At 63.5% G+C, this 23013-nt stretch carries 23 protein-coding genes; 13 read left to right on the top strand and 10 right to left on the bottom strand.

Annotated elements, in window-relative coordinates:
• Positions 1-27: 27 nt before the first annotated feature.
• From Q8L25_RS07005 to argP, 3 genes are all read right to left on the bottom strand, one after another.
• Positions 28-321 (bottom strand): type II toxin-antitoxin system RelE/ParE family toxin, encoded by a 294-nt coding sequence (locus tag Q8L25_RS07005; protein ID WP_308924170.1) that lies wholly within the window; start codon positions 319-321, stop codon positions 28-30.
• On the bottom strand, positions 321-590 hold the full coding sequence (locus Q8L25_RS07010; protein ID WP_308924171.1) for a type II toxin-antitoxin system ParD family antitoxin: 270 nt from the start codon (positions 588-590) through the stop codon (positions 321-323). Before Q8L25_RS07010 ends, Q8L25_RS07005 begins: the two co-directional genes overlap by 1 nt.
• An 82-nt stretch (positions 591-672) precedes the next feature.
• Positions 673-1560, bottom strand: a complete 888-nt coding sequence (gene argP / locus Q8L25_RS07015) for an HTH-type transcriptional regulator ArgP (protein WP_308924172.1) — start codon at positions 1558-1560, stop codon at positions 673-675.
• A gap of 121 nt (positions 1561-1681) precedes the next feature.
• Between argP and Q8L25_RS07020 the strand changes: the two genes are divergently transcribed.
• Entirely contained in the window at positions 1682-2305 is a 624-nt protein-coding gene (locus Q8L25_RS07020) for a trimeric intracellular cation channel family protein (protein WP_308924173.1), read from the top strand.
• A 67-nt stretch (positions 2306-2372) separates the two neighbouring features.
• Here Q8L25_RS07020 and gabD read toward each other — a convergent pair whose 3' ends face one another.
• Positions 2373-3839 carry an NADP-dependent succinate-semialdehyde dehydrogenase gene (gabD, locus tag Q8L25_RS07025; RefSeq protein WP_308924174.1) on the bottom strand — a complete coding sequence of 489 codons (1467 nt, stop codon included), beginning with the start codon at positions 3837-3839 and terminating at the stop codon, positions 2373-2375.
• 185 nt (positions 3840-4024) lie between these two features.
• Here gabD and Q8L25_RS07030 point away from each other — a divergent pair, with 185 nt between their 5' ends.
• The 3 genes from Q8L25_RS07030 to Q8L25_RS07040 are packed head-to-tail and all read left to right on the top strand — an operon-like array spanning position 4025 to position 7159.
• Positions 4025-5914, top strand: coding sequence for a beta-propeller domain-containing protein (locus Q8L25_RS07030; RefSeq protein WP_308924175.1), 1890 nt, complete (start codon positions 4025-4027; stop codon positions 5912-5914).
• A gap of 46 nt (positions 5915-5960) precedes the next feature.
• Positions 5961-6533 carry a sigma-70 family RNA polymerase sigma factor gene (locus Q8L25_RS07035; protein ID WP_308924176.1) on the top strand — a complete coding sequence of 191 codons (573 nt, stop codon included), beginning with the start codon at positions 5961-5963 and terminating at the stop codon, positions 6531-6533.
• Positions 6530-7159 (top strand): hypothetical protein, encoded by a 630-nt coding sequence (locus tag Q8L25_RS07040; protein ID WP_308924177.1) that lies wholly within the window; start codon positions 6530-6532, stop codon positions 7157-7159. The genes Q8L25_RS07035 and Q8L25_RS07040 overlap by 4 nt, the downstream gene beginning before the upstream one ends.
• A 3-nt stretch (positions 7160-7162) precedes the next feature.
• Here the strand turns inward: Q8L25_RS07040 and Q8L25_RS07045 are convergent, their stop codons facing one another.
• Complete coding sequence (locus Q8L25_RS07045) at positions 7163-8314, bottom strand: MFS transporter (protein ID WP_308924178.1); 1152 nt, start codon at positions 8312-8314, stop codon at positions 7163-7165.
• Positions 8315-8531: 217 nt separating this feature from the next.
• On the opposite strand from Q8L25_RS07045, the gene Q8L25_RS07050 reads away from it, so the two are divergent.
• The 9 genes from Q8L25_RS07050 to Q8L25_RS07090 all read left to right on the top strand — a co-directional run bounded on the left by Q8L25_RS07050 (position 8532) and on the right by Q8L25_RS07090 (position 18708).
• Positions 8532-9299, top strand: coding sequence for a gamma-glutamyl-gamma-aminobutyrate hydrolase family protein (locus tag Q8L25_RS07050; RefSeq protein ID WP_308924179.1), 768 nt, complete (start codon positions 8532-8534; stop codon positions 9297-9299).
• 63 nt (positions 9300-9362) lie between these two features.
• Positions 9363-10733, top strand: coding sequence for a glutamine synthetase family protein (locus Q8L25_RS07055; protein ID WP_308924180.1), 1371 nt, complete (start codon positions 9363-9365; stop codon positions 10731-10733).
• A 12-nt stretch (positions 10734-10745) separates the two neighbouring features.
• A complete protein-coding gene (locus Q8L25_RS07060; RefSeq protein WP_308924181.1) occupies positions 10746-12206 on the top strand; it encodes an aspartate aminotransferase family protein in 1461 nt (486 codons plus the stop codon).
• A gap of 132 nt (positions 12207-12338) precedes the next feature.
• Positions 12339-13487 (top strand): polyamine ABC transporter ATP-binding protein, encoded by a 1149-nt coding sequence (locus tag Q8L25_RS07065; RefSeq protein WP_308924182.1) that lies wholly within the window; start codon positions 12339-12341, stop codon positions 13485-13487.
• A 7-nt stretch (positions 13488-13494) separates the two neighbouring features.
• Complete coding sequence (locus Q8L25_RS07070; protein ID WP_308924183.1) at positions 13495-14424, top strand: ABC transporter permease subunit; 930 nt, start codon at positions 13495-13497, stop codon at positions 14422-14424.
• Positions 14421-15272, top strand: a complete 852-nt coding sequence (locus Q8L25_RS07075) for an ABC transporter permease subunit (RefSeq protein WP_308924184.1) — start codon at positions 14421-14423, stop codon at positions 15270-15272. The genes Q8L25_RS07070 and Q8L25_RS07075 overlap by 4 nt, the downstream gene beginning before the upstream one ends.
• A gap of 154 nt (positions 15273-15426) precedes the next feature.
• Positions 15427-16905: an aldehyde dehydrogenase gene (locus Q8L25_RS07080; RefSeq protein ID WP_308924185.1), complete on the top strand. Its 1479-nt coding sequence runs from the start codon at positions 15427-15429 to the stop codon at positions 16903-16905.
• A 176-nt stretch (positions 16906-17081) separates the two neighbouring features.
• Complete coding sequence (locus tag Q8L25_RS07085) at positions 17082-18374, top strand: HipA domain-containing protein (protein ID WP_308924186.1); 1293 nt, start codon at positions 17082-17084, stop codon at positions 18372-18374.
• 1 nt (position 18375) lies between these two features.
• The gene (locus tag Q8L25_RS07090; RefSeq protein ID WP_308924187.1) at positions 18376-18708 is read left to right on the top strand and encodes a helix-turn-helix domain-containing protein; all 333 of its coding nucleotides are present in this window, start codon (positions 18376-18378) and stop codon (positions 18706-18708) included.
• A gap of 6 nt (positions 18709-18714) precedes the next feature.
• Here Q8L25_RS07090 and panB read toward each other — a convergent pair whose 3' ends face one another.
• The 5 genes from panB to hda all read right to left on the bottom strand — a co-directional run bounded on the left by panB (position 18715) and on the right by hda (position 22878).
• Positions 18715-19596: a 3-methyl-2-oxobutanoate hydroxymethyltransferase gene (gene panB / locus Q8L25_RS07095; protein WP_308924188.1), complete on the bottom strand. Its 882-nt coding sequence runs from the start codon at positions 19594-19596 to the stop codon at positions 18715-18717.
• A gap of 98 nt (positions 19597-19694) precedes the next feature.
• Positions 19695-20174 carry a 2-amino-4-hydroxy-6-hydroxymethyldihydropteridine diphosphokinase gene (gene folK / locus Q8L25_RS07100; protein ID WP_308924189.1) on the bottom strand — a complete coding sequence of 160 codons (480 nt, stop codon included), beginning with the start codon at positions 20172-20174 and terminating at the stop codon, positions 19695-19697.
• A gap of 4 nt (positions 20175-20178) precedes the next feature.
• Entirely contained in the window at positions 20179-21546 is a 1368-nt protein-coding gene (gene pcnB / locus Q8L25_RS07105) for a polynucleotide adenylyltransferase PcnB (protein WP_308924190.1), read from the bottom strand.
• The gene (locus Q8L25_RS07110) at positions 21539-22210 is read right to left on the bottom strand and encodes an HAD family hydrolase (RefSeq protein ID WP_308925675.1); all 672 of its coding nucleotides are present in this window, start codon (positions 22208-22210) and stop codon (positions 21539-21541) included. Before Q8L25_RS07110 ends, pcnB begins: the two co-directional genes overlap by 8 nt.
• Positions 22210-22878 (bottom strand): DnaA regulatory inactivator Hda, encoded by a 669-nt coding sequence (hda, locus tag Q8L25_RS07115; protein ID WP_071075314.1) that lies wholly within the window; start codon positions 22876-22878, stop codon positions 22210-22212. The genes Q8L25_RS07110 and hda overlap by 1 nt, the downstream gene beginning before the upstream one ends.
• Between the last annotated feature and the right edge of the window lie 135 nt (positions 22879-23013).

Consider the following 23013-nt stretch of genomic DNA (forward strand, 5'->3'; position numbering starts at 1 on the left):
AGCATCTGGTGAAGTGGCCATTGCCACTCATGCAGTGAAGTGCGCATTGATATCGCGGGCGGCATGCAATACCCGCACGACATCAATTCCTTCCCTGGTGATTTGATAGAAGAGCAGGTAGTGTTCAAATGGAAAACTGCGCAGGTTTTCCAGCAACTCATTGCGCAAGCGTCCGATGGCGGGCTGAAGTGCCAGTCTTGCCAATTGCCTGTCAATCCGGTCGATGAACTTATCGGCCTGTCTTTCGCTATCCCGAGCGATATAAGCCCATATGTCCGCCATGTCGATACGCGCCTTCGGCCGCATGGTGACCGTTGGCATTATGCGTCTCCGGCAACCTTTGTCACATGTCTTGCCCGGCCGGCAGCCTTGATATCTGCAGCGCTCCATGCAACAGATGTCCCGCTATCGAGCCCATCCTGTATATCCTGGCGAAGCTGGCCCAGCCTGGCTTCCCTGAACTGGTCTTTCTCTTCCATCAGGCGCAAAGCCTCGCGCACCACTTCACTGGCTGAGGTATAGCGGCCGGATTCGACTTTCTGGCGCACCAGTTCCTCCAGTTGTGGTGTCAGATTAATATTCATTCCCATGGCGTGAACTCCTGTACCTGAATATGCTGATCATACGCCGATGTCCATCTTTGACAAAGATGGACATTTTCATTGTGCTCGTTTACTTCAACACCGTGCGCGCCGCCGCCACGATCTGCCGCGACAGCTGCTCCATGCGCGGCGACTGCACTTTCCAGGTATGCCAGTACAGTGCCACGTCGGCCGGCTGCTTCGGCGTCAGCATCTCCACCAGCTTGCCATCGGGATTGGCCTGCAGCAGCAGTTCCGGCACCATGCCGTAGCCGAGGCCGTAACGGATGGCGTTGAAGTGCGAGGTGGCGCCCGGCACGTAGTGGCAGGGATAGGCGCCGTCCGGCAGGCCCAGCGCCTGCTGCAGGTAGTTTGACTGCAAGGTGTCCTTGCGCGTGTAGGCCACCACCGGCGCCGCGCGCGCCGCCGCGCGCGTGATGCCCTGGGCGAACCATTGCCGGCGAAACGCCGGCGTGGCCACCAGCCAGTAGCGCATCACGCCCAGCGGTTCGGCCGTGCAGCCGCGCATCGGCTTCGGTTCGGTGCTGATGCAGCCGATCGCCATCCCCGTTTCCAGCAAGGTATAAGTGTGGTCCTGGTCCTCCACCGCCAGGTCCAGCAGCACTCGTTCACGGTTCAGGATGTCGGCCAGGGCCGGGAAAAACCAGGTGCCCATCGAGTCGGCGTTCAGCGCCAGCACCAGGGTCAGCGGCGCGTCCTGCTGCACCGCCAGTTCCGCCTCCAGGTCCGCCTCCAGCAGCCTGGCGCGCTTCAGATATTGCATCAGGCGCTGGCCCGTGCGCGTGGCGCGGGCAGGGCGGCTGCGCACGATCAGGGCATTGCCCAGCTGGCTTTCCAGCGCGCGCACGCGCTGCGAGATGGCGGGCGAAGTCAGGTGCAGTTGCAGGGCCGCCTGCTCGAAACTGCCGGTCTCGACGACGGCGCGAAACGCTTCCGTATGCTTGGGATTGAGTTCCATCAGCGCCGCCCATCATTAGGAAAATTTATCATTCCCAAATAATACTTACTTTTTATAAGGAAAGGCGTGTTGCGGTGCACAATGGCGTTTTGCGTCTTGCCGTACTCTGGAAGAATAAATCATGCTGCTCTATACGATCTACCTGGTGGCGATTACCGCCGAAGCCATGTCCGGCGCCATCATGGGCATGCGCCGCGGCATGGACCTGTTCGGCATCGTGATGATCGGCACCGTCACCGCGCTGGGCGGCGGCACCATCCGCGACGTGTTGCTGGGCCACTATCCGCTGGGCTGGATCGCCCATCCCGAATACCTGCTGTTTACGGGCGGCGCGGCCGTCGTCACGGCCTTCGTGGCGCGCTATCTGCACCATTTGCGCTCGGTATTTTTGATCGTCGACGGACTGGGACTGGTGGCGTTTTGCGTGATCGGCTGCGATATCGCCATGTCGGCCGGCATGCACCCGGCCATCGTGGTGCTGGCAGGCATGATCACCGGCGTGTTCGGCGGCCTGCTGCGCGATATTCTGTGCAACCAGATCCCGCTGGTGCTGCAGCGCGAAGTGTATGCCACCGTGGCGGTGTTTACGGGGGCCTTGTACGTGGCGCTGCTGCATTTCAAGGTCGACAGCGCGGTGGCGCAGCTGGCGTCGATCGGCGCCGGCCTGCTGTTCCGTTTCCTGGCGCTGCGGTTTTCGTGGCGCTTGCCGAATTTTAATGGTGACCAGGTTCGCGGGTTTGAGTGACGTGCGTGGTGGTGTCGGGTTACGCGCGCAGCGCTAACCTGACCTACGCGACTTAGGAAAGTTATCGTCAGATCCCGCCCATGCAGATATATTTGATCACCAGGTAATCATCGATCCCGTACGACGAGCCTTCGCGTCCCAGGCCTGACTGCTTGACGCCGCCGAACGGCGCCACTTCGGTCGAGATCAGGCCCGTATTGACGCCCACCATGCCCGATTCCAGCCCTTCCGCCACCTTCCAGATGCGACCGATATCGCGCGAATAGAAATAGGCGGCCAGGCCGAATTCGGTGTCGTTGGCCAGCGCCACGACTTCGTCGTCGGTGTGGAATCGGAACAGGGGCGCCAGCGGGCCGAAGGTTTCTTCCTTGGCCACCAGCATGTCGGCCGTCACATCGGCGATCACGGTCGGCTGGAAGAAGCTGTGGCCCAGTGCATGGCGCTCGCCCCCTGCCAGCAGGCGGCCGCCCTTGGCCAGCGCGTCGGCCACATGTTGCTCGACTTTTTTCACGGCTTTTTCTTCGATCAGCGGCCCTTGCGTGACGCCGTCGTCGACGCCATTGCCGACTTTCAGCCTGGCCACCGCCGCCACGAGCTTTTCGGCAAACGCGTCATACACGCCGTCCTGCACATACAGGCGGTTGGCGCAGACGCAGGTCTGGCCCGCGTTGCGGTATTTCGAGGCGATCGCGCCTTCCACGGCCGCATCGAGATCGGCATCGTCGAACACGATGAACGGTGCGTTGCCGCCCAGTTCCAGCGACAGTTTTTTAATGGTCGGCGCGCACTGCGCCATCAGCTTGCGGCCCACTTCGGTCGACCCGGTGAAACTGAGTTTCCTCACCAGCGGGTTGGCCGTCAGTTCATCGCCGATCTCCTGCGACGAGCCCGTGATCACATTGAACACGCCGGGAGGAATACCGGCTCGCTCGGCCAGCACGGCCAGCGCCAACGCGGAAAACGGCGTCAGGCCGGCCGGTTTCACGATAATCGGGCAGCCGGCCGCCAGCGCCGGGCCCACCTTGCGCGTGATCATCGCGACCGGGAAATTCCACGGCGTGATGGCGGCGCACACGCCGATCGGCTCTTTCGTCACCACGATGCGGCGGTCCGGCCACGGCGAGGCCAGCGTCTCGCCCGAGACGCGCTTGCCTTCCTCGGCAAACCATTCGATGAACGAGGCGGCATACTTTACCTCGCCCTTGGATTCGGCCAGCGGCTTGCCCTGTTCCGCCGTCATCAGGAGCGCCAGGTCGTCGGCGTGTTCCAGCATCAGGTCATTCCATCGGCGCAGATAGGCGGCCCGTTCGGCCGCGCTTTTCTTGCGCCAGGCGGGCCAGGCCTCATTCGCGGCGGTGATGGCCTGCGCCGTTTCCTGCGTGCCCATGGTGGGGACATTGCCGATCACCTCGCCGGTGGCGGGGTTGCCGACGTCCGTCGTCTTGCCACTCTCGGCATCGCGCCATTGGCCGTTGATATAGCATTGCTGGCGCAGCAGCGCGGGATCGTTCAAGGTCAGCGTGGTGGTCGGCATGGCGCTCTTTCTGCAAGTGGTGACGAGGTCTTTCATGGTAGCCCTTTTTGACGGCGCACGATTGCGCGCGGGGGCGCCGCATGTGAGCTGGCTCACCCTGGAATTATTTTTGCGTGGCTTTAACCCCGTTTTGTTCCGCGCCGCGTTTCATGATCCATACCTTCATGCCTACCGGAGAAACCGCCATGTCCACCGCCTTGAAAACGAGCTTGCTGCTGCCCCTGTTGCTGTCGTGCGCCGCCCATGCCGCCACCGCCGTTGACACCACCCCCAGGAAAACGCTGACGGCGTTTGCCAGCGAACAGGCTTTGAAGGCCTGGCTCGACAAGCTGGCCGCGCAGCAGCTGGCCCTGCAACGGCGCACCGAGCTGCAGATGAAAGCCATGCCGATGCCGGCGCCGATGGCCTCGTCGGCGTCCAAATCGGCCGAGGTGTCGGGGGCGGTCGCGGACTCGGTCGCGGACGCGGTTACCAACACGCAGACGGCCGGCGTCGATGAAGGCGGCATCGTCAAGGTGCATGGCAAGCACCTGGTGATGCTAAGGCGCGGCAAGCTGTTCACGGTCAACGTCGGCCAGCAGGCCTTGCGGCCGGTGGCCTCGCTCGATGCGTTTGCGCCGGGCAGCGATCCGTCCGACAGCTGGTATGACGAGCTGCTGGTGTCGGGCGACACGGTGGTGGTGATCGGCTACAGCTACAGCCGTGGCGGCACCGAGGTGGGCCTGTTCGATATCGATGCTGCCGGCCGCCTGGCCTACCGCGCCACCTATCACCTGCGTTCGAACGACTATTATTCGGCGCGCAATTACGCCAGCCGCCTGGTCGGCACCAAGCTGGTGTTTTACTCGCCGCTGTCGCTCAATCCGCGCCGCGGCGACCCGTTCGGCGGCTTTCCCGCGCTGCGCCGCTGGCGCAGTGACGCCGTGCCACAGGACTTCCAGCGCATCGCGCCGGCCACGCGCATTTTCCGCACCGATGAGGAGCCGGAATCTGGCGCCGGCATCACCCTGCATACCGTGACCAGCTGCGACCTGGCCAGCCGCGAACTGCGCTGCGAGGCGAGTGCCGTGATGGGGCCGGCCGGCCGCGTGTTCTATGTCTCCGGTGAATCCGTGTATGTGTGGACCACGCGTCGTGGCGGCGGTTCAAGCGTGTTCCGCCTGCCGCTGGACGGCACGGCGCCCAGCGCGCTGAAGACGGCCGGCGCGCCGGTCGACCAGTTTTCGTTCCTGGAAAGCGCGGACGGCCATCTGAATGTGCTGCTGCGCTCGCAGGGGCGTGGCGACGCCATGTGGGATAGCGACAAAGGGCAAGGCGAGCTGGCATTGCTGCGGGTGCCGCTGAACAGCTTTTCCGATGGCCGCGACAGCGCGCCGGCCGCCAGCTACCGGGCCTTGCCGGGCAATGGCGACTACGGTTTGCAGAACCGCTATGTGGGGCCGTACCTGCTGTATGGCCAATCCGGTAACTCGGCGCGGCGCCAGGTCGATCCGAACTGGCCTTTGCAGCCGCTGCATGCGCTGCGCTGGGCCGGCAAGGATGCGCCGCAAGCCTTGGCGCTGCCGCATGGCGTCGAGCGCATCGAAGCGCTGGGCAATGACGCGGTGGCGGTCGGCGCCAAGGGCCAGGATCTGCATTTCACCAGCATTCGCCTGGGAGGCCAGGCGGATATCGCTGGCAGCTATGTGCGCGCCAACGCGGCCCAGGGAGAAACGCGCAGCCACGGCTTTTTCTACAAGCCGGACACCGGCAGCGCAGGCGTGATCGGCCTGCCTATCCTGGGCGCCACGGAGCGCGCCGGCCCGCGTACGGAATCGGCCTCGGTGCTCTACCTGCGCAACGACAGGCTGGCCCTGACGGAGCTCGGTGCACTGGCGGCGAAGCCAGGTGCGCCGCCGGACGACGGCTGCCGCGCCTCGTGCGTCGACTGGTATGGCAATGCGCGTCCGCTGTTCCTGCAGGGCCGGGTATTCGCCTTGCTCGGTTATGAGCTGGTGGAAGGGGCGGTGACGGAAGGGAAGATACGCGAAACGCGCCGCATCAGCTATGCGCCGGCCGTGGCGCGTGCACGGTGACGTGCGGCGATTGTGGCGGCCGCCCGCTTCGGCTACACTGGTCCGCATGGCCGACACCTTACCCAACGACACCGATGAAGAGCTGATGCTGCGCTACGGCGGCGGCGACCTGCCGGCATTTCGCGAACTGTACCGGCGCCATCGCGAGGGCCTGTACCGTTTCGTGGCCTGGCGCTCGCCGCGCCGCGCCTGGGTCGACGAGATCGTGCAGGATGCCTGGGCCAGCCTGCACGCGGCGCGTGCCGGCTACCAGCCGCAGGCGGCGTTTCGCACCTGGCTGTACCAGCTGGCGCGCAACCGCCTGATCGACATCCTGCGCCAGAAAGAAGCGCTGTGGCTGGGCGCCGAAGTGGCCGCCGAGGTGCCCAGCGAGGCCGCCTCGCCGCAGCAGTCGTTCGAACAGAAACAGCAGCATGCGCTGCTGCACGCGGCCATCGCGCTGCTGCCGGCGGAACAGAAGGAAGCGCTGGTGCTGCAGCAGTTCAGCGCCATGAGCATTGCCGAGATTGCCGTGGTGACGGGCGCCGAAGCGGAGACCGTGAAAAGCCGGCTGCGCTACGCGATGCAGAAATTGCGCGCGCAGCTCGACGCGGCCAGCGGCAAAGGAGCACGAGCATGAATATTGAGCATCACGATGAAGAATTGAACGCGCTGCTGGCAGCCTTGCCGCAGCCGTCGCCGTCGGCCGAACTCGATGCGGCCATCCTGGCGGACGCCGAACAAGCGCTGGCGACCCCTTTGGCCAAGCCGCTGGCCGCGAACGACAGCGCCAATGGCGTGGTACGGACCCTGCCGGCAAAGAAGTCGACCGACTACCTGGCGCGCTGGCGCATTCCGCTGGGACTGGCCGCCGCCGTGCTGCTGACTTTCAACTTGGTTGGCGGCGATTTCTTTGGCCACAAGACGGCGCAGTTCCCGGTGGTCGGCGAGCCGCTCGATCCGCCGGTCGCCGCCTCCGTTTCGCCCTCGGCCGACCAGATGCAATCACAGGCCGAGCCCTCCGGCACGGTGCGTCCGGCGCCATCGGCACGGCGCGCGATGGCGCCGCCACCGCCCGCACCGTCAGCTGCCGAGCCGATGCCGGCGCCGCCGAAACTCGACGCGGCCGTCTGGCTGGTTAAGATCGACGGCTTGCTCAAGGCGGGCCAGCGCCCGGCGGCGCAGCAGGAGTGGGCCGCGTTCCGGCAGGCGTATCCCGCGTATCCGGTCGAACAGCAGTTGCAGCAGCGGCTTGAGCAAAAATAGGGCTTATAACCCCTTTTTCTTTTCCCACACCGCGCTGCCCACGAAAATGGCGGCGCACACCCACATCACGGCCGGCAGGGCATTGACGCCCGCCGACTGCATCAGCACGCCCGTCAGCAGCGGGCCGCCGCCGCTGGCCGCTCCCCAGGTGGCGTTGACGATGGCGCTGGCGCTGGTCAGCGGCAGGCCCGTAAAGCGCTCGCCGCAGGCCACCAGCGCCAGCATGTAGATGCCGCCGGCGGCGGCGCCCAGCAGCAGCAATACCGTCCACCACAGCCATGGCGTGCCGACCGCGAAGGGTAGCAGCGGCAGCAGCAGGCAGACGGCCACGCCGCAGCCGGTGTGAACTTTTGCACGCCCATAGCGGTCGGCCATCCAGCCCAGCGCGAACTGCAGACCCGTGTCGCCCACCAGCACCACCGTGGCCGAGAGCAGCGCCAGTTCGGTACTCATGCCGTGCCGCATCGCATACAGCGGCAGCAGGCTTAACGCCAGGGTGTCGAACAGCGCAAAAAAGGCGGCGCCCAGCACGATCATCGGCATGCGCGGCAGGATCAAGGTCCATTTCACGCCCGGCTCGTTCGCTTCCTCGGCGTCTTGTTCCGGGCCGCTGTTCGAGATCAGCATCAGTCCCGGCAGCGCCAGCAAAAACAGCAGGCCGCAGGCGGCAAAGCTCCAGCTGATTTTATCGTTGAAGGCGGCCACCAGCGCCGGGCCGATCAGCTGAAAAAAGGTAAAGCTGGTGGTGTACATGGCCACCACCTTGCCGCGTGCATTGGCGGGCGCCAGGCGGTTGACCCAGGCTTCGCCGATGGTAAACAGCACGCCCATGGCGCCGCCGAACACGAAGCGCAGCACGCTCCACGCCAGCAGGCTGTCGGTGCACTGCATGGCGATGGTGGCCAGGGACGCCGCCCATACGGCGCCCACCATGGTGGCGCGCGCGCCAAAGCGGCCCACCCACCGCGACACGAACGGCGAGGCGGCCAGGATGCCCAGCGCGCTGACGGCCGTGATCATGCCGATCACGTCGGTGCCCACGCCGCGCCGGTCCAGCGTCAGGGCGGTCAGCGGCATGGTGGCGCCCAAGCCCAGGCCCACTACGCCGATGCTGACCACCAGGGCAAAGAAGTCACGCCAAGGCATGCTTTTCATGGCGTTTCTCGCGAGACGGGCATATGATTAATTCACTTGTAGCAATAATAAAGGCGGTAGTGTAGCCGCTGCCGCGCCTTTGATCACGCGCTTGATCATGCCCATGCTCCCGGCCATTGGTGTGGCTGTTTGGCAACTCTATCCTGTAGAGTAGGGCTGAAGGCGCTGCATCGTGCAGCCAAGCAACAGGATCGTCACGCTATCGAGAGCAAAACCTATGCCCCGTCCCATCGTCCTCGTTCCCGCCTGCCACCGCCAGCTGGGCAGCCACGCCTACCATACGGCGCAGGATAAATACCTGCACGCCGTGGTCGTGGCGGCCGGCTGCATGCCGCTGCTGTTGCCGGCGCTGGGCCAGGACGCCGACCTGGAGGCGGCGCTGCGCATCGCCGATGGCGTGCTGCTGACCGGCTCGGCCTCGAATGTCGATGCGCGCCTGTATGGCCAGGAGATTGCGTTCCCCGAATTGCCGCAGGATACGGCGCGCGACGCCACCACCTTGCCCCTGATCCGCGCCGCGCTGGCGCGCCAGCTGCCTTTGTTCGCGATCTGCCGCGGCTTCCAGGAAGTCAATGTGGCGCTGGGCGGCAGCTTGCACCAGGCCGTGCATGCGGTGCCCGGCATGCTCGATCACCGTGAAAACATCAGCGACCCGTTGGCGCGCCAGTACGGCCCCGCGCACCGCATCCGGCTGACGCCGGGCACGCTGCTGTCGAGAATACTGGGTGGCGAAAGCGAGATGATGGTCAATTCCCTGCATGGCCAAGGGATAGCCCGCCTGGCCGACGGCCTGCTGGTCGAAGCGCTGGCCGACGACGGCCTGGTTGAAGCCTATGCGGTGGCGGCGGTGCCCGGCTTTGCGCTGGGCGTGCAGTGGCATCCCGAGTGGCAGGTGGAAGACAACCCGCAATCGATGCGGATGTTCGAGGCCTTCGGCCAGGCCTGCCGCGAGTATCAGGTGACAAATAAAGCGACCAATAAATAGCGCGCCGCAGCGGTGATGGGCGGCGTTTACATCAAGACCGGCAAGAGGATAAGAGAGAACGATATGGCGATACGCGAGAACTTCACTTATACCGACATGGACCTGTGGCTCAATGAAAAGCGGGTCACGGAAATCGAATGCCTGGTGCCCGATCTGACGGGCGTTGCGCGCGGCAAGATCCTGCCACGCGGTAAATTCACCCAGGAGCGCGGCATGCGCATCCCGGAAGCGGTGCTGGGCATGACGGTGACGGGCAATTACCCGGTTGACGATGGTGGCTATGACCGCGCCATTTCCAGCACCGACCGCGACATGATTCTAAAGGCCGACCCGACCACCATCACCATGGTGCCATGGGCCACCGACCCCACCGCCCAGGTGATCCACGACTGTTATTTTGCCGATGGCGCGCTGGTCGATTTCGCCCCAAGATCTGTGCTGCGGCGCGTGCTGAAACTGTATGCCGACAAGGGCTGGAAACCGGTGGTGGCGCCCGAACTCGAGTTCTACCTGACGGCGAAAAACACCGATCCCGACCTGCCCTTGAAGCCGCCGATTGGCCGCAGCGGCCGCGCCGAAACCAGCCGCCAGGTCTATAGTATCGACGCCGTCAACGAGTTCGATCCGCTGTTCGAGGACATCTACGATTACTGCGAACTGATGAACCTCGACGTCGATACCCTGATCCACGAGATCGGTGCCGGCCAGATGGAAATCAACTTCCTGCACGGTGATCCGCTGGGCCTGGCCGACAAGGTGTTCTTCTTCAAGCGCACCCTGCGCGAGGCGGCGCTGAAGCACGATATGTACGCCACCTTCATGGCCAAGCCGATGGCCGGCGAGCCGGGGTCCGCCATGCATGTGCACCAGAGCGTGGTCGATGCGAAAACGGGCCTGAACATCTTCAGCAACGAGGACGGCTCGGCCGCGCCCATCTTCAAGCACTATATCGCCGGCCTGCAGCGCTATATGCCGTCGGCGATGGCGATCGTCGCGCCCTACGTGAATTCCTACCGCCGCATCGTGCGCCATACGGCGGCGCCCATCAACATTCAATGGGGCCTCGATAACCGCACCGTGGGTTTTCGCGTGCCCGAGTCGGGCGTGCAGGACAGGCGCGTGGAAAACCGCATTATCGGCGCCGACGCCAACCCGTATCTCGCATTGGCCGTCACCCTGGCCTGCGGCTACCTGGGCATGACGGAGCAGCTGGAAGCGACGCCGATGATGGTCGGCAGCGCCTACGACATGAAGTTCGAGCTGCCGCAGGGCCTGCCCGAAGCGCTGCAGCTGCTGCGCGGGGAAGACAAGCTGCGCACGGTGCTGGGCGACCGTTTCATCGACGTGTATGCGGCCATCAAGGACCTGGAGCACCAGGAGTTCATGACGGTCATCAGTCCGTGGGAGCGCGAACATCTTCTGCTCCACGTTTAAGAAAGGATCACCATGAGTACAAACAACAATCCCCTGGCGCCGAGCGCCGCGCTGGTCGCCTCGGTGGCGCATAAAAACGCCACGCCGCAGGTGTACGACACGGCCGCCATCCAGAAGATGGACTCGGCCCACTACCTGCATCCGTTTACCGACTTCCAGGACCTGGCCAGCAAGGGCGCGCGCGTGATGGTGCGCGGCGAGGGCGTCTATCTGTGGGACAGCCAGGGCAAGAAAATCGTCGACGGCATGTCGGGCCTGTGGTGCGTCAACGTCGGCTATGGCCGCACGTCGATCTCGCAAGCCGTCTACCAGCAGATGGAAACGCTGCCCTTCTATAACAGTTTTTTTGGCACCACCAACCTGCCGGCCGCGCAGCTGGCGGCGAAATTGGCGCAGATCTCGCCGCCGCAGTTCCAGCACGTGTTCTTTACCAGTTCCGGCTCGGAAGCGAACGACACCAACCTGCGCATGGTGCGCCGCTACTGGGACCTGCTGGGCTACAAGGAACGCCATACGATCATCAGCCGCCACAACGCCTACCACGGCAGCACGGTGGCGGGCGCCTCGCTGGGCGGCATGGACGGCATGCACGCGCAGGGCGGCTTGCCGATCCCCGGCATCGTGCATATCGGCCAGCCCAACTACCTGGAAGCGGGCCAGGGCCTCACGCCCGAGGAGTTCGGCCTGAAGGCGGCCGGCTGGCTGGAGGAAAAAATCCTGGAGGTGGGCGCCGACAAGGTGGCGGCCTTTATCGGCGAACCGGTGCAGGGCGCTGGCGGCGTGATCATTCCGCCATCGACCTACTGGCCCGAGATCGGCCGCATCTGCGACAAGTACGGCATCCTCCTGATCGCCGATGAAGTGATCTGCGGCTTCGGCCGCCTGGGCCGCTGGTTCGGCTCCGAACTGTTCGGCATCAGGCCCGACCTGATCACGTTTGCCAAGGGCGTCACGTCCGGTTACGTGCCGCTCGGTGGCGTGCTGGTGGGCGAACGCGTGGCCAAGGTGCTGATCGAGAAGGGCGGCGAATTCACGCACGGCTACACGTATTCGGGCCACCCGGTGGCGTGCGCCGCTGCGCTGGAAAATATCCGCATTATCGAGGAAGAGCAGCTGGTGCAGAAGGTGGCCGAGGATACGGGGCCGTATCTCAAGGAACGCTTCGCCGCGCTTGGCGAACATCCGCTGGTGGGCTATGCCGACAGCTGCGGCCTGGTGGCGGGATTGAACCTGGTGCGCAGGAAGGGCGCCACCGTGCATGACAATGTGCTGTTCGACGAGGACCAGGGCGTGGGCATGATCTGCCGCGGCCATATGTTCGACAACGGCGTGATCATGCGCGCCGTGGGCGAGCGCATGATCGTCGCCCCGCCGCTGGTGATGACGCGCGCGCAGATCGACGAGATGACGGACCTGATACGGGTTTGCCTGGACAAGACCTACGCCGATGTACAGGCCAAGGGTTGGGTGTAGGATTTACACCAAAATCAGGGCGGCCCCTGCAATTTTTGGACCGCTTTGGCGACAGTTCCGCTAAACTTCCATTCTGGCCGCCCTTGTAGCGGCCAGTTTTTCATTGATCACTTCATTCCAAGCTACCCACCCATGACGATAGCAACCCCTGCCGCGTCGGCCAGCGACGCCCGAGCGCCATTCCTGCTGATAGACCAGCTGGTCAAGGAATTCGACGGCGTGCGCGCCGTGAACGATATTTCCGTGACCATCAACCAGGGCGAGATCTTCGCGCTGCTGGGCAGTTCGGGCTGCGGCAAGTCGACCCTGCTGCGCATGCTGGCCGGCTTCGAAACGCCCACCTCGGGCCGCATCGAGCTGGCCGGCAGCAGCATCGTCGAGGTGCCGCCGCACCAGCGGCCGATCAACATGATGTTCCAGTCGTATGCGCTGTTTCCGCATTTGTCGGTCTGGGACAATATCGCCTTCGGCCTGCGTCGCGACGGCCTGCCGAAGGACGAAGTGGCGGCCCGGGTCGAACAGATGCTGGCGCTGGTGCAGCTGGCGCAGTATGCGAAACGCAAGCCGCATCAATTGTCCGGTGGCCAGCAGCAGCGCGTGGCGCTGGCGCGCAGCCTGGCCAAGCGGCCGCAGTTGCTGCTGCTCGACGAGCCGCTGGGCGCGCTCGACAAGAAACTGCGCGAACGCACGCAGATGGAGCTGGTCAATATCATCGAACAGGTGGGCGTCACCTGCGTGATGGTCACCCACGACCAGGACGAGGCGATGAGCATGGCCACGCGCATCGCCGTGATGAGCGAAGGGCGCATCCTGCAGGTGGGCGCGCCCGGCGAAATCTATGAAACGCCGAACTGCCGCTTCGTGGCCGACTTTATCGGCAGCGTGAACCTGTTCGATGGCCGCATCACGCAAGACGAACCCGATCACGTGGTGGTCGATACGCCCGAAGGCCGCCACTACGTCGCCCACGGCATCACGGGCAACCTGGGCATGGAGGTGTCGGTGGCCGTGCGCCCGGAAAAAATCGGGATTCAGCTGGACGCGCCAGCACTCGAAGAGCGCGCCTCGGCGGCCGAACATGGCTACAACTGCGCCCAGGGCGTGATCGTCGCGCTGGCGTATTTCGGCAACGAGACCAGCTACCATGTGCGCCTCGACAGCGGCGCCATCGTGAAAGTGTCGCGCACCAATGCGGCTCGCCACGACGTGTCGCGCCTCGAACGCGAGCAGCGCGTGTGGGTCTGGTGGGATGGCGCCGACATCGTCGTGCTGACCAGCTGAGGCCTGCATGAAGCTTATCTTGCATTCGCTGCGCAATCTGGTCACCCTGCGCTGGCTCACCGGCCGCAACGCCGTGATCGCCGTGCCGGCGCTGTTCCTGACCGCCGCCTTTCTGATCCCCTTCCTGATCGTGCTGCGCATCAGCCTGTCCGACATGGACACGGCCGGCAGCCCGTTCGGCGGCCTGCTGTCGTATGTCGACGGCATCGTGGTGCTGAAGGTGAAAATTGCCAACTACCTGTTTATCGCCGCCGACGAGCTGTACCTGCTGACCTATCTCAGCTCCATCAAGTATGCGGCGATCACCACCGCGATTTGCCTGTTTATCGGCTATCCGTTCGCCTACTTCATGGCGCGCGCCAGGCCGTCCACGCGGCCGATCCTGATGATGCTGGTGATGCTGCCGTTCTGGACTTCTTTCCTGCTGCGCGTGTATGCGTGGAAGGGCATCCTGGCCAATCATGGCCTGCTGAACGACCTCCTGATCGCGCTCGGCGTGGTGACGGAACCCATCCAGATGATGAACACCTCGTTTTCGCTGGTGGTCGGCATGGTCTACGCGTATCTGCCGTTCATGATCCTGCCGCTGTATGCGAATCTGGTCAAAATGGACCTGCGCTTCCTGGAAGCGGCGGCCGACCTGGGCGCTACTCCTTTGCAGGCCTTCTGGCGCATCACCGTGCCGCTGTCGAAGTCGGGCATTATCGCCGGCGCCATGCTGGTCTTTATTCCGTCGGTGGGCGAATACGTGATCCCCGAGCTGCTGGGCGGCCCGGAAACCCTGATGATCGGCCGCGTGCTGTGGGACGAGTATTTCACCAATAACGACTGGGCCATGGCCTCGTCGGTGACGGTGCTGGTGATCCTGCTGATCCTGATGCCGATGGCGATTTTTAACAAATACAAGACGGATCAACACGCGGGAGAGCGCGCATGAACGGTCGTACTTTCCTGCAGCGCTGGTTTGGCCGTGGCTGGCTGTCGCTGGGCTATCTGTTCCTCTACCTGCCCATCATCGTGCTGATCGTCTTTTCGTTCAACAGCTCGCGCCAGGACATGGTGTGGACCGGCTTTTCCCTGCGCTGGTACAGGGAGCTGATGAGCGACGCGGAGATTATCTCGGGCTTCGGCTTGTCCCTGAAAATCGCTTTCATGTCGGCCACGTCGTCCGTGGTGCTCGGCACCTTTGCCGCCTTCGCCCTGGTCAATTACCAGCGCTTCAGGGGCCGCACGCTGTTCTCGTCGATGGTCAGCGCGCCGCTGGTGATGCCCGAGGTGATCATCGGCCTGTCCCTGCTGCTGATGCTGGTGTCCATGCAAAAGGTGTTCGGCTTTCCCGAGCGGGGCGTGGCCACCATCTGGCTGGGCCACACCCTGCTGGGCATGGCGTATGCGGCCGTGGTGGTGCAGTCGCGCCTGCAGGAGATGAGCAAGTCGCTCTCCGAGGCGGCGATGGACCTGGGCTGCCGCGCGCACCAGGTGTTTTTCCTGGTGACCCTGCCGAATATCACGCAAGCGCTGGCGTCCGCCTGGCTGCTGACATTTACCCTGTCGCTGGACGACGTGGTGCTGTCGGCCTTCCTGTCCGGCCCCGGTTCGACCACCATGCCGCTGGTGATTTTTTCACGCGCGCGGTTGGGGCTCGATCCGAGGGTGAACGCGATTGCCGCGCTGACCATCCTGGTGGTGACGATTGCCGTGATCGTGTATGCCGTGATGCTGGCGCGCAGCGACCGGCGCCGGCGCAAGCAACTGTCCGCCGCATATACGCTCGACCAGGAGTAGAACGCCTGTCAAAACCTGCTGCGCGTCGGTATTTGCGGCCTGCGATGCTCACCGTACCTTCGTACGGTTGCGCTTCTTAGCCACAACAACCTTCCGCTCGCTACGGTTTTGTCAGGCGTTGTAAGCTGCTGCCATACTCACACAGGAGATCACCATGAACTGGCACACGCGCGCGGCGGAACTGACGATCGATGGACGGGCTTTTATCAACGGCGAGCGGGTGGCTGCCATCTCGGGCCGGCAGTTTGACAATCTGTCGCCGATCGACGGACGGCTGCTGGGGCAGGTGGCGCGCTGCGACAGTCTGGACGTCGATGCGGCGGTGATCGCCGCGCGCGCGGCCTTCGAAGACCGCCGCTGGGCCGGAAAATCGCCGGCGCAGCGCAAGCGCGTGCTGATCAAGTTCGCCGACCTGGTGCAGCAGAACGGCCCCGAGCTGGCGCTGCTCGAAACGCTGGACATGGGCAAGCCGATCAAATACAGCCAGAGCGTGGACGTGGGCGCCACCGCCAACTGCCTGCGCTGGTATGGCGAGGCGATCGACAAGGTCTACGATGAAATCGCCCCCACGCCATCCAGCAGCCTGGCGCTGATCACGCGCGAACCGGTGGGCGTGGTGGCCGCCATCGTGCCGTGGAATTACCCGATGATCATGGCCGCCTGGAAGATCGCGCCGGCGCTGGCGGCCGGCAACAGCGTGATACTGAAGCCGTCCGAAAAATCGCCGTTGACGGCCTTGCGCCTGGCCGAACTGGGCCTGGAAGCGGGCTTGCCGCCCGGCGTGTTCAATGTGCTGCCCGGCTATGGCCAGGAGGCGGGCGCCGCGCTGGCGCTGCATATGGATATCGACTGCATCGGCTTTACGGGTTCTACCCGCACCGGCAAGCTGATCGTGCAGATGGCGGGCCAGTCGAATTTGAAACGGGCCTGGACCGAGCTGGGCGGAAAATCCGCGAATATCGTCTGCGCCGACTGTCCCGACCTCGACAAGGCGGTGGCGGCCGCCATCGGTTCCATCTTTTTCAACCAGGGCGAAAGCTGCAATGCGCCGTCGCGCCTGTTCGTGGAGCAGTCGATCAAGGCGCAATTCCTGGCCAAGGCCCAGGCCATGCTGCCGCAGTTCCAGCCCGGCGACCCGCTCGACGAGGCCACGGTGATGGGGGCGATTGTCGACGCCACGCAGATGCAGACGGTGATGGGCTATATCGCGGCGGGCAAAAAAGAGGGCGCGGTGCTGCTGGGCGGCGGCGAGGCGGCGCGCCTGGACACGGGTGGCTACTACGTGCAGCCGACCCTGTTCGATGGCGTGGACTCAAGCATGACGATCGCGCGCGAAGAGATCTTCGGGCCGGTGCTGTCGGTGCTGGGATTTACCGATATCCAGGAGGCCATCCGCCAGGCCAACGCCACGCCCTACGGCCTGCAGGCGGCGGTGTGGACGTCCGATATCAGCAAAGCCATCCAGACCTCGCGCGCCCTGCGTGCCGGCACCGTGCATGTGAACCAGTACGACGGCGACGATATCACCGTGCCGTTCGGCGGCTACAAGCAGTCGGGCAACGGGCGCGACAAGTCGCTGCACGCGCTCGATAAATATACGGAGTTGAAGACGACATGGATACAGGTGGGATAATTTTTATAAGGGTACTTAAAAGGGCTAATTAATGGTGTTGATGGGTTAAAATAGTTCTTTTAGGGGCCATTAAATTTTTCATGGCTGTGTACTTGTTAAAATTTTGGATCGTATAAGTGCTAATTCAAGGATAAACTGAACACAATTAGCTACTATAAGATCCAATTGGAGCCGCCATGCAGTGCCATTTTCAAATTTTTCATGATGATGCGTGGCACGATTGCGCATCGCTGACTTTGCTTGAGCCAGCAGGTGGCAATCCACGTACAGCTGCCCTGTTCGAGTATGACCTCGATTATGCCTTCTTCAAGCTTGAGAATGGACCTGTGTCGCTGCGTTTTCCCGTCACGGCAGAGATGCAGAAGCTGGCGCAATGGCCAGCCTTTATCTTTGACCTGATTCCCCAGGGAAGTGGACGGACATATCTGCTTGGGCAGCTTCAACTGGCAGATGGCCCGGCTGCCGATTTTCCGCTGGCGTGTTCCGGCGCATTCAATCCCATCGGGCGCGTGCGCATCGTCGAGGCCGTGCAGTACTACTCACAACATATGAATCGCCACGACAAGGGCAAGCCGCTGTCCGGCTTTTCACTGGACGAAATCATAGGCCGTGGCGATGCCTTCAATGAGCGCATGCTGATGCATAGCATGCTGGCCGCCGGCAGTCTGGGGGTGCAAGGGGCGGCGCCGAAATATCTGCTGACCACCGACCATGCTGGTCTCTGGCATGCCGATGGGGCTCTGGCGGATCAGTACGCAGCTGCCCACTTTATCGTCAAGCGTCCGCGCGGAAAGACCGCCAGCGACGCTAAGGTATTGAAAAATGAAGCCGCGTACATGACTGTGGCGCGCGCTGTGGGCCTGCGCACCGAAGGCCAACTGCGCTACCAGGACGATACTTTGTTCATTCCCCGCTTTGACCGCCGTATCCGGGATGGAAAAGTGCTGCGACTCCATCAGGAAAGCGCCGCTTCGCTGGCAGGTATCGTTGGCTTTGAAGCCACGCCTAGCCAATTCGTGCTATTGCAGGCACTGCGCGCTGTCGTCAGCGACAAGACTGCGGAAACCATCGAATTTCTCAAACGCGATATCTTGAACCTGGCTATGCGCAATACCGATAATCACGCACGCAATACGGCGGTACAGCAAGTTGGTGCCGAGGTGCGCCTCACACCTCTGTTCGATTTTGCGCCGATGTACCTGGACCCGGATGGCATACCACGTGCGGCGCGCTGGTATCACCCGGACACCAAAAAGGAGCTGCATGACTGGACGACGATACTGGCGACGATCGGCATGCTGGACGTGGAGCGCCAGCAGATCCGCCTCGCGTTATACGGATTTGCCCAGCAACTGGCTGCGCTGGAACAGCATATGCAAGAGGCAGGCGTGGATGATGACATCATTGCTTTCCTCCGTCCACATATCGCCGGGCAGATCGAACAGCTCAAGGCATTGGGAGAGCACTGACATGGCGCGTACGAAAAAGACCGTTGACAAAGAAGAGTTGCGGCAGCGCAGGGCAGTGCTTTACGAAGCCATTGAAGCAGGAGCCGTCACACTACAGCACGCGGTCAAGGAAATGCGCGCCATCTCGCGCATGACGCAGGCAGAGTTTGCGACGCACCGGGGTGTGAGCACGAAGGTCATCAAGGAGATCGAGAGTGGCAAGGGCAATCCGACCATCCAGACGCTGAACCGTATCGGACAGTTCTTTGGCTTGGAGGTGGCCTTTGTACGGACAGAAACGCTGCGTGAAAAAAAAATCGCCCCGCAGAGTGCCGGGGCGATATCGCCTCAATAGGCTACATCAGAAACAGTGTTCCATCGCCGGAAAACTGCCATCCTTGACGGCTTTCACATAGCCGGTGACGGCGTCGTCGATGCTGGCCGCGCCTTCCATGAAGTTGCGCACGAAGCGTGCCTTGCGGCCCGGGAACACGCCCAGCATATCGTGCATGACCAGCACCTGGCCCGAGCAGTCGGGGCCGGCGCCGATGCCGATGGTCGGGATCGTCAGCATCTCGGTCACTTCCTTGCCCAGCTGGGCCGGCATCGCTTCCATCAGCACGATGGCCGCGCCCGCGTTTTGCAGCGCCAGCGCGTCGTTCTTCAGCTGGTCGGCGCTTTCGGTGCTCTTGCCCTGCACTTTATAGCCGCCCAGCTGGTGCACCGATTGCGGCGTCAGGCCGATATGGGCGCAGACGGGAATGCCGCGTTCGGTCAGGAATCTTACCGTGTCGGCCAGCCAGGCGCCGCCTTCGATCTTGATCATGTGCGCGCCGGCCTGCATCAGGATCACGGCGTTGGCGTAGGCGGTCTCCGGCGTGCCGTAGGCGCCGAACGGCAGGTCGGCCATCACCATCGCGCTCTTGCTGCCGCGCGCCACCGATGCCGTGTGGTAGGCCAGTTCGGCCACCGTCACCGGCAGCGTCGAGTTGTGGCCGTTGCAGACCATGCCAAGCGAATCGCCGATCAGCAAGATCTCCACGCCGCAGCGGTCCATCAGCGACGCGAAGCTGGCGTCGTAGCAGGTCAGCATGGCGATCTTTTCGCCGGCGGCGCGCAGGGTAGCGAGCGCATGGATGGTCACGGCCTTGTTGGCGACGGGCTTGGATGGCGCAGGGGCAGGCGCGGGTGCACCGGCCTTCTCTTTGGCGGCCAGATCGGTTCCTTGCAAATAAGCGGACATAGGTATTCTCTAGAGTAAAAGGGATGCAGCGCCGCTAGTGTAGACCTTTATGCGGCAGTGCGCAGGAGCGGCATTGTAGTGGAAGGTTGACGAGAGTGTCAGAGCTGGCTGATGGCTTGGTCCGCCACGCTGGCCAGGTAATCGCTGGCCGCGCCCTTGCCCGGCACGGTAATCGCGGGCGCCAGCGCCAGCAGCGGCACCAGCACGAAAGCGCGTTCGGTAATGCGCGGATGCGGCACGCTCAAGGTGGCGCTGGCGATCTGTTCCTCGCCGTACAGCAGCAGGTCCAGGTCCAGCGTGCGCGGCGCATTGCGGTAGGGCCGCTCGCGGCCGTGTTGCGCTTCGATCGCGTGCAGCGCCTGCAGCAGTTCCTCGGCGGCCAAGGTGGTGGCAATGCGCGCCACGGCGTTGATATAGTCGTCGCCGCTGGAATCGATCGGCGCGGTGCGGTAGCTGGGCGAAGCGTCGACCAGCTGTGCGCCGGGCAGGCGCGCCAGGCGCGCGATGGCATCGGCGACGTTGGCGCGCGCGTCGCCCAGGTTGGCGCCGATGCCGATATAAGCGGTGACCTGCGTCATGGTGTTACTGCTCGCCAGTGCTGCCGGTGACCGTGCCACCGCTCTTGCTGCGGGTGCTGCGGCGCGGCGGGCGTTTTTTCTTGACGGCGCCGGGCGCGGCGTTGGCGCTGACCAGCAGCGCTTCGCGCGTCTCTTCGTCGCCTTCGTAGAACGCGGTCCACCACTCGCCGATCTCGGTGTCGATCTCGCCCGAGGCGCAGCGCAGCAGCAGGAAGTCGTAGCCGGCGCGGAAGCGCAGGTGCTCGAGCAGCTTGTGCGGCGCCTTGCCGACCCGGCGCTCGAAACGCGGCTGCATCGACCAGATGTCGCGCATGTCCGAACCGATCTTGCGCTGCAGGGCCAGTTTTTCCGTCTGCGAATCGAGCACGTCGTCGGCCGCCAGGTGCAGCGCGGGGATGGTGGACTCTCCGGCGGCGCGGTAGGCGGTCCATTTTTCCAGCACCTGGTGCCACAGCAGCGAGGCGAACAAGAAGCCCGGCGAGACCGTCTTGCCGGCGGCGATGCGGGCGTCGGTGGCGTCCAGCGCCAGGGTGACGAATTTCGCGCCCAGCGGCTGTTCCAGCACCACGTCGAGCAGCGGCAGCAGGCCATGATGCAGGCCTTCCTTGCGCAGCTGCTGCAGACAGGCCAGCGCGTGGCCGCTCATCAGCAATTTGAGCATTTCGTCGAACACGCGCGGCGCCGGCACATTGTTGATCAGCGGCGCCATGATGGCGATCGGTTCGGCCGTGTGCGGCTCGATGGTGAATTTCAGCTTGGCGGCGAAACGCACCACGCGCAGCATGCGCACCGGGTCTTCGCGGTAGCGCTCTTCCGGTTTGCCGATCATGCGCAGGGTCTGCGCGCGGATATCTTCCACGCCGCCGTGGTAGTCCAGCACTTCCTGCGTGGCCGGGTTGTAGTACATGGCGTTGATGGTGAAGTCGCGGCGCAGCGCGTCTTCGTGCTGCAGGCCGAAGGTGTTGTCGCGCAGTACGCGGCCGTGTTCATCCTTCGGCGCCGAGTCGGCGCCGGCGCCGCGGAAGGTCGTCACTTCCAGCAAGTCCTGGCCGAACATCACGTGCACGATCTGGAAGCGCTTGCCGATGATGAAGGCGCGGCGGAACAAACGCTTGACCTGTTCCGGCGTCGCGTTGGTGGCGATGTCGAAGTCCTTGGGCTTGACGCCCAGCAGCAAGTCGCGCACGGCGCCGCCCACCACGAACGCTTCGAAGCCCGCTTCCTGCAGGCTGCTGGTGACGCGGATGGCGTTCGAGGTCACCAGTTTCGGATCGATTCCGTGTTGCGCGGGACCGAGCACGGTGGCTACCGTGGTGTCGCGCGCTGCCTCTTTTTTAACGCCGAGGATCTTGCGGATGAGTTTTTTAATCATTGAATAAGTGGAGTGATGGCCAGCCGTGGAGGGATGCGTGTGCGGTCAAAGCGGCGTTGGGGTTGGTCGCGACCGGGTGGGTGACGACCGACAACAGGGGGATGTCGTTATGGGAATCGCTGTAGAAATAGCTGCGTTCGAACTGGCCCAGTTCCATGCCCAGCTTTTCCAGCCAGGCATGGGTGTGGGTCAGCTTGCCGGCGCCCAGGGTCGGCGTGCCGATGAGTTTACCCGTGACATTGCCGTCGGCATCGTATTCGGGCATGGCGGCGATCAGGTGCTCGACGCCGAGGGCGGCGGCGATCGGCTTGGTGACGAACTGGTTGGTGGCCGTGACGATGGCGATCAGGTCGCCCGCATCCTGGTGCTGTTTCAGCAGCGCCACGACCTCGGGGCGAATCGCCGGCAGCACCACCTCCAGCATGAATTGCGCGTGCAATTCGTCCAGGCGGGCGCGGGGAAACTGCGCCAGGTTACCGAGCGCGAACTCCAGGTATTCCACCGCGTCCAGGGTGCCGGCCTGGTACTGGGCAAAAAAGCCGTTGTTGCGGCGGGTGAATTCGGTGGCGTCCACTACGCCGCTGCGTACCAGAAATTCGCCCCACTCGTGATCGGAGTCGATGGGCAGCAGGGTATGGTCGAGGTCAAACAGGGCCAGATTCATCATTCTTTCGCTTCCGCCTGCAACAACTCGCGCAACAAGGGCAAGGTGATCGGGCGTTGGGTTTCAAGGGAGTAGAGGTCGAGTGAGTCCAGCATCGTCGACAGCGAACGCATGTCGCGCCGGAAATGGGACAGCAGATAGGGTAACACGCCCGGCGACAAGGTCAAGCCGCGGGTGGTGGCCGCCTGGGTCAGGGCGGCGATTTTTTCATCGTCGGTCAGGCCGTGGATCTGGTAGATCAGACCCCAGCCCATGCGCGTGCGCAAGTCTTCGCGCACCGGCAGCACGGCCGGCGGCACGGCGCCGCTGCACACCATATAAGCCTTGTTGGCGCGGATTTCATTGAACAGGGCAAATGCGTCGATCTGCGCCAGCGGCGACAGTTTCTCGCAGTCGTCGAGCAGATACAGGTCGACCTCGGGCGAATACACGAATTCGGACTCGATCGAAAACGGCGAAATATAGCGCGCGCGCTCGGTGCTGGCCAGGGCCTTGAGCAGATGGCTCTTGCCGGCGGCCAGCTCGCCCCACAGGTAGGCAAAATGTTCGCGCGACGTGCGCGCGGCGAACTGGCGCATCAGCTGCGCCACTTCGGCATTCTGTCCCACCTCGAAGGTATCGAGGCTGTGCGCCTGGTCTGTGCCTAGATCGAGCACCAGTTGTTTCATGGCGTACGCCTTGTCCTGTTTTTCATTACTGCGTATGCGTCATCATCGCTGTTGTTGTGTTATTTTTTTACATTGTAGCTGTATCGAGTGCCTGACAGAAGCGTAGCGAGCGGCAGTGATTTGTGGCCGAGAAGC

Origin of the sequence: Janthinobacterium sp. J1-1, from assembly GCF_030944405.1 — a bacterium.
Classification (GTDB): domain Bacteria; phylum Pseudomonadota; class Gammaproteobacteria; order Burkholderiales; family Burkholderiaceae_D; genus Janthinobacterium.